10 protein-coding genes are annotated in these 13,348 nt (G+C 38.8%); 6 read left to right on the top strand and 4 right to left on the bottom strand.

The features are described from left to right. Window positions 1–176 precede the first annotated feature (176 nt). Complete coding sequence (locus tag I5M19_RS13130) at window positions 177–1,019, bottom strand: tetratricopeptide repeat protein (protein WP_200066786.1); 843 nt, start codon at window positions 1,017–1,019, stop codon at window positions 177–179. A gap of 2 nt (window positions 1,020–1,021) precedes the next feature. After that, window positions 1,022–1,324: an HU family DNA-binding protein gene (locus I5M19_RS13125; RefSeq protein WP_138806273.1), complete on the bottom strand. Its 303-nt coding sequence runs from the start codon at window positions 1,322–1,324 to the stop codon at window positions 1,022–1,024. Between the two features lie 174 nt (window positions 1,325–1,498). On the opposite strand from I5M19_RS13125, the gene mutY reads away from it, so the two are divergent. Then, on the top strand, window positions 1,499–2,542 hold the full coding sequence (mutY, locus tag I5M19_RS13120; RefSeq protein ID WP_200066785.1) for an A/G-specific adenine glycosylase: 1,044 nt from the start codon (window positions 1,499–1,501) through the stop codon (window positions 2,540–2,542). Window positions 2,543–2,565: 23 nt separating this feature from the next. Beyond that, window positions 2,566–2,994, top strand: coding sequence for a single-stranded DNA-binding protein (locus tag I5M19_RS13115; RefSeq protein WP_200066784.1), 429 nt, complete (start codon window positions 2,566–2,568; stop codon window positions 2,992–2,994). Window positions 2,995–3,061: 67 nt separating this feature from the next. On the opposite strand, the gene I5M19_RS13110 is transcribed toward I5M19_RS13115, so the two are convergent. Further along, on the bottom strand, window positions 3,062–5,281 hold the full coding sequence (locus I5M19_RS13110) for a S9 family peptidase (protein WP_200066783.1): 2,220 nt from the start codon (window positions 5,279–5,281) through the stop codon (window positions 3,062–3,064). A 93-nt stretch (window positions 5,282–5,374) separates the two neighbouring features. On the opposite strand from I5M19_RS13110, the gene I5M19_RS13105 reads away from it, so the two are divergent. Continuing rightward, complete coding sequence (locus I5M19_RS13105; protein ID WP_200066782.1) at window positions 5,375–6,904, top strand: serine hydrolase; 1,530 nt, start codon at window positions 5,375–5,377, stop codon at window positions 6,902–6,904. A 1-nt stretch (window position 6,905) separates the two neighbouring features. Here the strand turns inward: I5M19_RS13105 and I5M19_RS13100 are convergent, their stop codons facing one another. Next, window positions 6,906–9,362: a TonB-dependent receptor gene (locus I5M19_RS13100; protein ID WP_200066781.1), complete on the bottom strand. Its 2,457-nt coding sequence runs from the start codon at window positions 9,360–9,362 to the stop codon at window positions 6,906–6,908. A gap of 111 nt (window positions 9,363–9,473) precedes the next feature. Here I5M19_RS13100 and I5M19_RS13095 point away from each other — a divergent pair, with 111 nt between their 5' ends. The 3 genes from I5M19_RS13095 (at window position 9,474) to I5M19_RS13085 (ending at window position 13,290) form a co-directional block, all read left to right on the top strand. Further along, window positions 9,474–10,151, top strand: coding sequence for a metal-dependent transcriptional regulator (locus I5M19_RS13095; RefSeq protein ID WP_200066780.1), 678 nt, complete (start codon window positions 9,474–9,476; stop codon window positions 10,149–10,151). Window positions 10,152–10,353: 202 nt separating this feature from the next. After that, a complete protein-coding gene (locus I5M19_RS13090) occupies window positions 10,354–10,971 on the top strand; it encodes a hypothetical protein (protein ID WP_200066779.1) in 618 nt (205 codons plus the stop codon). Between the two features lie 195 nt (window positions 10,972–11,166). Then, entirely contained in the window at window positions 11,167–13,290 is a 2,124-nt protein-coding gene (locus I5M19_RS13085) for a carboxy terminal-processing peptidase (protein ID WP_200066778.1), read from the top strand. The last annotated feature ends 58 nt before the right edge of the window (window positions 13,291–13,348 follow it).

Below are 13,348 nucleotides of genomic sequence, written 5' to 3'. Positions count from 1 at the left end.
GTGAGTAAAAATACACACATAAACCAACCTGCTACAAGCAGGCATAAGCCGCTATATAGCAGCTTATTTCTTCTTATGTCTGTTTTTTCTTAAACGTTTTTTACGTTTATGGGTAGCCATTTTGTGTCTCTTACGTTTTTTACCGCTCGGCATAATAATAATTTTTAAGTGTTACTTTATTTTTTTAATTCCTTTATGTATTCATCTATGCGCTGCCCTGCAACAGGATCGCCCATTAGTTGTTTACATCTTTCATAAGCTGCGATAGCTTCTTTCTTTTGCCCCAGCTGTTTATAGCTTTCGGCCAGATAAAAGTATGGTTCAACCGCCTCTTTCTGTGAAATAAGTGTTTTAAACCGTTGTACAGCTTTTTCAAACTGACCTGATTTCATAGAGAACAAACCCAGGTTAAGATTTGCATTCCAATTATTCGGGTCCTTTTTCACTACTTCCAGCAAAAGCGCAATGCCCTGCATTGGTGTAGCACCGCCGTTTACATAGGCTGTACCTAAACCTGTTTTCGCCTCCAGGTTATCCGGTTGTAATTTTGCAGCATTTTCAAACGCCTCAACTGCATTAGCAGTAAAAGCTGATTGCTCAGATGCATCCTGAGTTACTTTGTAGGCTTCATTAAAACGGTTACCCGCATTTAACCAATCCGCCATTGTGTTATTTTGTTTAGCAAGTGCCAGATAGTAAAAAGCTGCAGGTGCCGGCTGGCCAACATTATCCCATTCGGTAGCTAAAGTTCGCTGCAAATCAGCTTTCTCTGCTTCATTCGAACCCCCTAATTTACTTTCCAGCCCATCTATTTTTTGAGCAATGCTTGGATCAATAAGCTTTTTTGCCGATGTTGATACCGTCGCCTGAGTAATATTAGCCGCTGGTTTTTCGGCAGAAGCAGCCTCATTAGTACCGGCGGCTTCAGGCGGCTTTACAAGCCCTTTCACAGGTAAAGAATACAAATAGCCCATAACAGCAATTACTATTACACTTACAACTATTTGTTTCTTCCTCATAGTTATTTGCTTGCTTTAGCTGTTTTATTACCTGTACGTACCTTTTCAACAAAGGTTTTAGCAGGTTTAAAGCTTGGTACAAAATGCTCCGGGATAATTATGGCAGTATTTTTTGAAATATTACGAGCAGTTTTTTTAGCCCTTTTCTTTACTACAAAGCTTCCGAAACCTCTTACATATACGTTTTCGCCGCCAACCATTGAACTTTTAACCACTTTAAAAAACGCCTCAACTGTTTCTTGTACGTCAACTTTTTCGATACCTGTCTTAGATGAGATTTCAGCTATAATTTCTGCCTTGGTCATATCCTGTTTTCTTTTATTTTAATATATAAATACTTAACTCTTTTGGGGTTGCAAAAGTATTGCTTTAATGCGATACTTTAAAATAATTAATATTTTTTTTTTGACACACGCTAAAAACTTCATTTATAGGTCTGTATTATGATACAGATATTATATAATGTTAATTTGCATTAAATGAATTTTTCGGAACAAATTATCAGCTGGTATAATGATAATAAACGCGAACTGCCATGGCGCAATACCACTGATGCTTATATTATATGGTTATCAGAAATAATTTTACAGCAAACCAGAGTTGAACAAGGGTTGCCTTATTTTTATCGCTTTTTAGAGCGCTTCCCGGACATAAGCAGTTTCGCTAATGCCCGCGAGGATGAAATATTGAATTTATGGCAGGGATTGGGTTATTACTCTCGCGGACGAAACATGCTTAAAACAGCTCAACTTATACAGGATCAGTATAATGGGGTTTTTCCGGTTAAATATGACGACCTGATAAAGTTAAAAGGGATAGGAGAATACACCGCTGCAGCAATATCGTCATTTGCGGCCAATGAAACTCGTGCGGTAGTGGATGGCAATGTAAGTCGTGTTTTAGCCCGCTATTTGGGCATAGATGAGCCGATTAACTCAACTAAAGGAAAAAAAATATTTCAGAATATAGCAGATGAGTTGCTTGACCTCAATGACCCCGCTACACACAACCAGGCTATAATGGAGTTTGGCGCTATAATTTGCAAGCCAAAAAATCCTGCATGTGGAACCTGCGTATTAAGACTTGATTGCGTAGCCTTTAAAACAAATGCCATTAAATATTTACCCGTGAAGCTTAAAAAAGTTAAGATACGAGAACGCTTTTTTAACTATCTGTTAATAACAGATGGCGAAAAAATATTAATGAATAAACGCGGTGAAAATGATATATGGGCAAATATGTACGAAATGCCATTGGTGGAAACAAATACGCTACTTGAAATTGATGAACTTGTAAAGTTACCACAACTACAACAATTAGGGGATAAAATGGCCATTAAAGGTCATACTACTATAATTAAACACGTACTCACCCATCAGCATTTATATATAAGATTTATTGAATTGAGGGATTTTCCTGAAAACTTACAAAAAGGATGGTTTTATACAGATGTTAATAATCTGGATAAATTAGCGCTACCGAGAAGCATTTTTATATTTATAAAAAAATTTTTTAATTTCTAAATAATTCTCCGTTATTTTATGGCATGGCTGGAATTAATAAAGTAATACTGGTAGGTCATCTGGGGAAAGATCCTGAAATGCGGCATTTAGATGGTGGCGTAGCTGTGGCGAGTTTCCCTTTAGCTACTTCTGAAACGTTTAATAAAGATGGACGCAAAGTTGAACAAACCGAGTGGCATAACATTGTTATGTGGCGAGGTCTTGCGGATGTGGCTGCCAAATTTTTACAAAAAGGCAAACTGGTTTATATTGAAGGAAAATTGCGCACCCGTTCTTTTGAAGATAAAGAAGGTATAAAAAAATACACTACTGAAGTGGTTGCCGAAAACTTTACTATGCTGGGCCGTAAAACTGATTTTGAAACTGAAAACTCTCATCGTCAATCTGCAAGATCAAACGATATTGACAATTACAGGAATAATAACGAAGAGGCCAGTGATGACGCTTATTAACTAATTATAAATTAAAAATAGAAAGCCCTTGATCGAAATCAAGGGCTTTCTATTTAAGAGCACTTTTCTATTTTGCTCCCGGAGTACAATGCTCTCGTAAATACTGTGTATATAATGTTCTTAAATGGGTTGTTGTTCCGGCACCTTCGGATATACTATGCGTACGGTTAGGATATATCATTAACTGGAATTGTCTATTATATTTAACCAACTGGTTTATCAGCAATTCCGCGTTCTGATAATGTACGTTATCATCACCGGTACCGTGTATATAAAGCAAGTTACCCTGTAAATTTTTAGCGTATGTAATAGGTGATCCTTTTAAATATACCTCCCGACTTGCCTCATCAATTGGAACGCCTGTGTAACGTTCCTGATAAATATTATCATATGATAATTGATTGCCCACCGCAGCAATGGCTATTCCGGTTTTAAATATCTGCGGGTATTGGAACATCAGGTTAAGTGTTGATGATCCACCTCCGCTCCATCCCCATACGGCAACCCTTGAAGTATCCATATATGGCCTTTTCAACATTTCTTTTGTTCCAAGTGCCAGATCGCGGATATTTAGTGTTCCTATTCCTTTATATATCGATTTGCGCCATTCGCGACCTTTAGGCACCGGAGTTCCGCGATTATCGATAGACATGTAGATGTAACCATCTTTTGCCATGTCACCTGCATACAGGAAATTATAACTTGTACCGTATTCGTCTTTTACGTTTTGGCCCCAAGGTTCTCCGTAAACATATAACACAACAGGATATTTTTTCGACGGATCAAAATTGTCGGGTTTTTGCATCCAGCCGTCCATCTCTACACCTTCCTCGGTTTTCACCTTAAAAAACTCCACATTCGATTTAGCCTTATTCTCGGCTAAAATTGATGTAGCCACTTTATCATCGCCATTGAACGCTTTATGCTCCGGTAAGGAAACCACTTCACTTACCCGGGGTGTATAGTAGTTTGAGAAAGAGTGCATTGCCGCATTTCCGTTTGGCGACACATCATAATCATGTGTGCCCGGTTCGTTCATTGGCGTTATACGCTCAGCCTTTCCGCTACCATCAAGTTTGGTGCGATACAGATATTTTTGAGTGGCATTATCCGGAGAGGCTGAGAAATAAACATAGCCGGATTTTTCATCAACTGCGTTAATTTGCATTACATCATAGTCGCCTTTGGTGATCAATGTTTGTTTCTTGCCATCGCGGCTAATACGATACAAATGACGCCATCCGTCCTTTTCGCTTGCCCACAAAAAATCAGCACCTTTTTTAAACCAATCCCATCCTCCATAATAATAATGCTCTTCCCATTCGGGTAAAATATCTATCCAGGCAGGGTCAGATTCATGATAAATACTTTTAGATTTACCGCTCACTACATCACAAATCATTACATCAGTTTCATTTTGCGCCCTGTTCAAGTGCTGAATGATCAGTTCCTTATTATTATCCGCCCATTCCATTCTTGGTACATATGATCCCAACTTTGGGTCGTCAGGAATACCTGTCATCCAGGTGATATTACCGCCATCGGCACTAATTACCCCTATTTTGTAAGGCGATGGCTTCTCTCCTGCTACTGGATACTCTACGGGCTTAACAAAGGGATAAATAGAATCTGTTGTGTTGAGCATCAGATAGTTTTTGGTGTTACTGGCATCAATTTGCCAGTAAGCTATCTGCTTACTATCCGGGCTCCAGCGGAATCCGTCACGACAGAAAAACTCTTCTTCGTAAGCCCAATCGAACGTACCGTTTATGATCTTATCTGTACCATCTGTTGTTAGTTGTTTTATAGTGTTGCCTGCCAAAGTTTGTACATAAATATTATGCCCGCTCACATATGCTACTTTACTTCCATCTGGCGAGAACTTTGCGAACATCAGTGATGATTCAGGCAAACCGCTACCTAATTTGGTGAGCTTTTTGGTACCCATATCATACACCCAATAATCGCCCCGGGTAGCATAGCGCCAAACTTTTTTGGCATTGGTATATAGCAAAACCTTTTGCCCATTGGCTGAAAGATAAAAATTGCGTACAGCTAATGGTTTTTGTCCTGCAGGGGTAAGCATTTCGGTGCTAAGTAATACGGTTTTTTTAGTTGCATCACGGGTATCCAATATTACAATTTCGCCACCCTGTGTCCTGTAATACTGATAGCCATCTGCTGCCCAATGCGTTGATGGTATTTGCGCAAATACTGCCTTTGAGGCAAACAGCAGGAATAATAATATCAGGGATAATAACCCCGAACGGTAAATTTTCATGTTCATGAATGTTTAATTTGTTTGTACGCTAATTTTTTAATAAATAACGCTGCCATAAATTTTGCGTTAAATTAGCATTTTAAAATAAATCATCCCGATATGAAAAAGATTACATTGATTTTTTTAAGCTTTATTATAGGTTTTAATGTAAAAGCCCAACAAATTGATCGGAGTAAATTCATTACCGATAGCCTGGATAATTATATCAACCGCGCGCTCACCAACTGGCGCATTCCCGGTGCCGCGGTGTGTATAGTAAAAGATAATAAAGTGGTGATGATGAAGGGCTACGGTATAAAAGAGCTGGGCATTCAGAATAAGGTGGACGAAAATACACTATTCATGATTGGCAGCAATACTAAAGCATTTACAGCTACTGCACTGGCCATGCTGCAAGCCGAGGGAAAACTATCGCTTGATGATAAGGTAACTAAATATTTACCTGAATTTAAGTTAGATAATAAATTAGCCGGGGAACAAGCCATCATCAGGGATCTGCTTTGCCACCGGTTAGGCTTCCAAACTTTTCAGGGTGATTTTACATTTTATAATACCGACCTTACCCGCCAGCAGATCATAGAAAAAATGGCGAAAGTAAAAGCGGTGTACCCATTCCGTACAAAATGGGGATATACCAATTCTGCATTTTTAACCGCCGGGCAAATCATCCCGAAGGTTACCGATCAAACATGGGAGCAATATTTAAAGCTTCACATTTTTGCTCCATTAGGAATGGGGAACACACTTGCGTTAACCGCCGATATGCCTAAATCAATTAACCGTACGGTGCCGCATACCCTTGTAAATGGCCGCCTTACTGCTATACCTTATTGTAATATCGACGGACTCGCGCCTGCAGGATCAATAAGTTCATCGGTTAATGACATGAGTAAATGGGTGCTGGCTTTATTAAATAATGGCAAAGTGGGTACCAGACAGGTAATTCCGGCAGAAGCCATATCTGCTACCCGTGAACCTCAGGATATAGTGGGCAGCGTAGGGCACTTAAACGGCGAGACCAATTATGAATTATACGGTCTGGGTTGGTTTTTGCAGGACTACTCGGGGCATAGGTTAGTAATGCACGATGGTGGCGTTAACGGTTATGTATCATCAGTTACGCTGGTACCCAAAGAGCATCTGGGTATTATCATATTAACAAATACTGATCAAAATGCTTTGTATGAGGCCTTACGCTGGGAAATTCTGGATGCTTATTTTAAATTAAAATACCGCAATTACAGCGATACTTATTTAAGCTATTTTAAAGCAAATGCCAATAACGAAATGCAGGCAGATAAAAAACTCCGGGATACAGTTGCGTCCAATCCCCAGCCGGCTTTGCCCTCAGGCATGTACACCGGTAAATATATTAATGATCTGTACGGAAATTTAACTATTACTCAAGGAGAACAGAATGATCTTGAAATACGATTTGAACACCACCCGCGCATGTTTGCTAAATTACAACCGCTTGGTGGCAATCGCTTTTATGTAACCTTCTCTGACCCGGTTTATGGTAAAGCGGTTTTTCCGTTCACTGTACAAAACGGTAAGGTTACCGGAGTAAGAGTAAAGGTGGCGGATTTTGTGGAATATACCCCTTACGATTTTAAAAAGGTGCAATAATTTAAAACGGAACAATAACCTTAAAACTAAGATTACGGCCAATATTATATATTCCTGAATAGCCGTTGGGGGAGCTTTTATAGTATTCAAAATACTTTAACCTGCTAAGGTTAGACTGATACGCCACATTAAATAAATTATCGGCCTGGATAAAAAGCTCGCAGATGGTTTTGCCGCTTTTTTTAGTAAGTGTTGCATTTATACCACAATTAATAAGGGTATAGCCGGGAGTAGAGGTTTCGGTATTGTTTAACGCGTAGAAACGATTCTGCGCTGCATAAGTATCTACTTCGGCCTGTAGGCTGACTTTTGAAAATACATCAAGACTTCCGGGTATTTTTAATACAACTTGTGAACGAATATGCAGGGGCGGAATAAACGGCAGATATTTTGCCGCACCGTTTGATTGAGCTATTAATTGCTGATTTTCATTAATCCCGGTCACATAAACTACGCTATTATTCAAATTGATCCATTTTAAATTATGGGGATGCAAGTTAATGGTTGCCTCAAAACCATATAACCTCGCTCTTGATTGCTGGTATTGATAAGTAGCATTGCCGGGAACTATAATCACCGGGTTGCCATTATCATCATCCAGCCGGGCCTGATAAATATAATTCTGTAACTGGTTGTTAAATAACTCCAGTATAATATCAATATCTTTCAGATAAGCAATAAAACCTAAATCTTCCTGCAGGTTAAATTCAGGTACAAAATTGCGGTTACCGAGATAAACAATATGCGCCCCGGGATCGAGCCCGTTACTGCCAATTTCCGTAATATTTGGAGCACGATAACCACGTGCAATGTTAGCTTTTAGTAATAGCCTATCGTTGATATTGCAAGTTACACCCAAACTGCCTGATATGCCATGGTAATGATGGTCGAAAAACGGAAATTGCAATTTTGCACCGGTTGCACTCTCGTTCACCTGTTGTTCAAAACCGCTTGCATTGTTCGGCCCTACAAAAAAATCATTCCAGCTAATATGCCTTGTATCATATCTTACTCCACCGGATATAGCCGTCTTACCTATTGACTTTTTAGCGAACACAAATGCGCCTGCATCAAACAGATCATAATCGGGAATGGGAAAATCTGTTGCAGCTTTACTGTGGTTGGTTTGATAAATTCCGTTTACTCCAAAGGAGGTTTCTAATCCTGCAATTACAGGAGGGCTGTATCGCAAATCGTAATTCAAGGTATTAAGTGTAACATATAAACCTGCCTGCCGCGGTAAAGTGGGGTGATTATATTCCTGCCGTACACTTTGCTGTGCACCCAAAGCAGCATCTATAAATCCGTCGCCGATTTTTAACTCGGTTTTATTATATAAACGAAAATGTTGTATATGTTGATGCAGCGGACTGATATGGTAGGAGTGTAAAACATCATCAGGCACAACTGGACGGCTTTTAATATCATCATTAGCACCTTCAGCTATTTGGCGTGTAAATTTGCGGCTAAGGGAATCGCGGCTCCCGTCGGGTATTTCCTGCTGATTGTTATATACAGTGGCAGCTATTTGTGAGTACCCCCACTTCTTATCTGTGCGTATTATTCCCGATATTATGTACTCCCGGAAGGCGGAATTATATACCAAGCCATCCACCCTGTTCTGATAATCACGCGCCAATTTACCCGTGGCCCTAAAAGCGTATTTCCATGTGTTTTTACGGTACCATAGTCCAACAGATGAACCAAACATCCCATTGTTAGTATGATAGTCATTTATCCAGTCGCCATTAAGTTTACCTTCAGCACCCTTAGGTATATAGGGTATCAGGTTGATAACTCCGGCCAATGCATCCGAACCGTATGTTAAACTCGCAGGCCCCTTTATAACTTCCGCGCGACTTATGCCATATTGGTCTATCTCTATGCCATGTTCATCGCCCCATTGCTGTCCTTCCTGCCTTATGCCATCATATAAGGTAAGCACACGATTATAGCCTAAACCACGTATAAAAGGTTTAGAAATATTGGGGCCGGTAGTTACCGCTGTTACACCGGTTACACCTTTAGTAATAGCATCAATTATGTTATTATTAATGTTTTTTTCTATCTCGGTTTTTGTTATTACAGCTATTGGTACCGGATTACTGCGCAACTCTGTAGCATGCGATACCCCTGTTACTACTACTTCATTTAGTTTTGAATTACTTGTTTTCAGATTAATATCTACCACCAATAGCATATTAGAAAATACAACCGTTATTTTTTCTGTTTGATAGCCGACACAGGTAAACTCCACCTTGTAAGTACCCGGCTTTAAATCCGATATTTGATAATAACCCTTACCATTTGTAGTTGTTCCTGTTTGAGTTCCTATCAAACTAACTGAAACATTGGAGAGTGTTATATTATCAGAGCTAACTGTCCCGATTATACTGATATTTTGAGCGAATACAATCGGGCCAAAAAGCAAATACATTAAAGTAGTTATTATACGCATGTTTTAACAAACATATAAATTTTATTTTATTAATATAAAAAATAAAATTAGTCTTGGCTAATTTTATTTACAACCATACATTTTTGTTTATGTTTGCATAAGCCTCTATTTATGATACATACCCTTTCCGAAGAAAATTACCTGAAATGTATTTATCGCCTTTACCTGGACAAGGTGCGAAAGATAACTCCGACTGCAATAGCCGACATGCTGGGCAATAATCCGGCATCAGTAGTTGATATGATACGTAAGCTTAGCGATAAGACGTTAATTACTTACGACAAGAAAAAAGGAGTTGAGTTAACCGTTATCGGGTTAAAAGATGCCGCACTAATAGTACGCCGCCACCGCTTGTGGGAGGTCTTTTTGCTGGAAAAATTGGGATATGACTGGGACGAGATACACGATATAGCCGAAGAGCTTGAACATATTAAAGACAGTACACTGGCAGACCGCCTGGATAAATTTTTAGGCTTTCCGGAATACGATCCCCACGGCGACCCTATTCCCCAAGCTAACGGCAAAATGGCTAAACCTTATTCATTAACATTAGCTGAATTAAAACCAAGCACAATTTGCAGGGTTGCTGCCGTTCGTGATACTAATAGTGATTTTTTACAATATCTGCTAAAACTTGACATTGGCATAGGCACTCCCATAAAGCTTGTTGAAATAATAACTTTTGATAATTCGTTAGTGATCAGCATTAACGGGAAAGAAAACACTACGGTATCCCAAAAATTCGGGCAAAATATATTAGTGGATGATTCATTCTCAGAAGACGCCTGAAATAAAACCTATTATATATAAAAAATAGTTTGAATGATAAATAACGCTATATTTTTACTGCTTCTATCGCATTGGTTTACATTCGCACGTCCAAATGCGTCTGATTTTTACATTCTCCACCATTCCAAAATATTGTATATCACATAAATATCTATTATATTTGCATACCAGTTAATTTAACTATACCCGGGCGAAATATTAAATGAGATATATTTTTATAATCATTCTATGCGCTTTAAACCTCTCGGCATCGGCTCAGTGGTGGCGCCTCCGTTTTAGAAAGCATGAAAGGCTTCCAGCAATAACCCAGATAAAAGACAATTCGCTGCAATATGATCCTGTAGGCAAATTTATCAAAGCAGATATAAATCCGCTTAAAATGCCACGGAGTATTTACAGTATTAAAATCTCCGAACACATAGCCATGAATTCGGCAAAGCACAATATGCGCTATCGCGAATTTGGCTCAGCCAGTTATGATTTTAGTGAGTTGGCGAAACTTTACGTTCTTGAAAATCGCTTATCAGAGGCTAAATGGTATTATTTGCAAAGCATTATGCTCTCTAAAAACACGTTCGATCATCAGCACACTATTAATAGCCTTATAAATCTGGCTATGGTAAAAGCAGATCTGGGCGATCTTGTTCAAGCGCAGCAGGATCTGTCAGAGGCACGGGGAATAGCCACATCAACCGGTCGTACAAATGATATTAAGCTGATAGATGAAAAAATAAAGTATTTAAAAAGCAACAAAAGCTGGCTTCCAAAATCAGAGTTACGTTATGCCGATGCTGTCGGATTTGCTGACAAAACAAAATAATTTTATAAAGTACTAAAATTGTAACATTTACGTAAAATGGTTGTTGTAATATAAAACAATCCGATCATTATTGTAATATTGTTATTGATATGATATAAAGACGGCTTAACAGGCTGTCTTTTTTTTATATTGCGAAAATTAAAAACACAAGTATTGATGTTTTACGTAGATACCAATTTAAGGAGTGTAAAAAACATGTTTAAGAGATTATATTTATTATTAATTGTAGCTGCAGCACTGGCCTGTAACGCGGCTCCTTCTGCACCTGCAAGGAAAGTGGGTGATAATGATCTGCAGCCGGATGAGCAACAAAGTATTGTTTGCCGCTCCGTAGCACAACTTATTTCTGAGCATAACTACAAAAAGGTTGATCTGAATGATTCGATCTCTACCATCATCTATAATGAATATCTAAAAAAGATAGATGACAATCATAGTTATTTACTGGCATCCGATATTAAGGATTTTGACCAGTACAAAACAGTGCTGGATGATGATATAAAAAGTGGTAACCTTAATAATGTATTCTATATTTTTAATGTATTCCTGAAAAGATATAATGAATATGTAAATTTTGCAGTAGCACAACTTGGCCATAATTTTGATTTTACTAAAAACGAAACCTTTACTTATGACAGGGAAAAACTACCATGGCCAGCTTCAGAGGGTGAATTGCATCAGCTATGGGCACAACGTGTAAAATATGATCTGCTTAACCTTGAATTAAACGGCAAAACACTTGCTGAAAATAAAGCACTGCTTAAAAAACGATATACTAATATACTATCTCAATCGAACAAACTTTCCAGTCAGGATGTCTTTCAGGCATTTATGGATGCTTTTACCATAGCCATTGACCCGCATACTAATTATTTTATACCATCTGCAGCAGCTAATTTTAATATTGACATTTCGCGCTCATTAGAGGGCATCGGTGCTACGCTACAATCACAAAACGATTATATTACTGTTACTTCGGTAGTGCCGGGCGGGCCTGCTGACAAAAGCAAACAGATAAATGTCGATGATCAGATCATTGGTGTAGCTCAAGGTAAAACGGGCGAGTTTCAGGATATTGTAGGCTGGCGTATCGAGAATGCTATTGCGCTTATAAGAGGTAAAAAGGGAACAGTAGTTCGGTTGCAAATATTACCTAAAGGTGGCGGTACTACCCGTAAGCCAAAGGTAGTTGAGATGGTTCGCGAAAAAATAATACTTCAGGATATTTCAGCAAAAAAAGAAATTCGAACTTATAATGATAACGGAAAGATCATTAAAATAGGCATTATTAATTTACCCGCTTTTTACCTTGATTTTGCCGACTATAAATCCGGCAATCCTAACTATAAAAGCACCACCCGGGATGTAAAGCTCATTTTAGATTCATTAAAAAATGAGCATGTTGACGGCGTAGTTATGGATCTGAGGCAAAATGGTGGCGGTTCTTTAATGGAAGCTACCGAGTTAGCCGGTTTGTTTATTAAAACGGGGCCAGTTGTTCAGGTAAGAGATACCCGTAACCAGGTAGATGTGGAAAAAGATGATGACCCTTCGGTAACTTATAGCGGACCTTTAGCGGTTTTAGTTGACCGCTTTAGCGCTTCGGCATCTGAAATATTTGCAGGTGCTATTCAGGATTATGGCCGGGGTCTAATTATAGGCACCCAAACTTATGGCAAAGGCTCAGTACAGCGTATAATAGATTTAGATGAAGTGATCAATCCATCACTGCGCGACAGGATAGCACGTTTGGCCGGTAAAACTAAAACTGTGGCTACAGGCAGCCAAAACACATTTGGCCAGCTAAACCTTACTATAGGAAAATTCTATCGTATCAGCGGAGGATCAACTCAACACAAAGGTGTTTTACCTGATATTACATTCCCTTCACTTATTCCGTTGGATAAATACGGTGAAGATACAGAACCATCCGCAATGCCTTACGATGTTATAGCTAAAACAGATTATACTAAAGTAGCCGATCTTTCAACTGTAATTCCTGAGCTTACCAAACTTCACGAACAACGCATGAATAATAGTGCGAGCTATAAATATTTACTTAGCGATATAGCTGATATAAAGAAACATGACGCTGAAAAAAGCATTACCTTAAATGAAGCTCAATTAAAAAAACAGCGCGATGAAGATGAGCAAAAACTATTCGAGCGCACAAACGAACGCAGAGTAGCATTGGGTTTGCCGGCTTTAAAGAAAGGTGAACAACCTCCTAAAGGAGAAGATTTAGACTTTTTAAAACGTGAAGCCGGACAGATACTCACGGATTATATAACACTGGATAATAAAATAACTTTGCGTTAGTATTATAATGCTGATAAATGGAAAGACCGGTAACTAAGACTACCGGTCTTTTTTTGTT

This window comes from Mucilaginibacter segetis (genome assembly GCF_016522075.1).
Lineage (GTDB): Bacteria > Bacteroidota > Bacteroidia > Sphingobacteriales > Sphingobacteriaceae > Mucilaginibacter > Mucilaginibacter segetis.
This window is presented reverse-complemented; position numbering and strand designations above follow the sequence as displayed.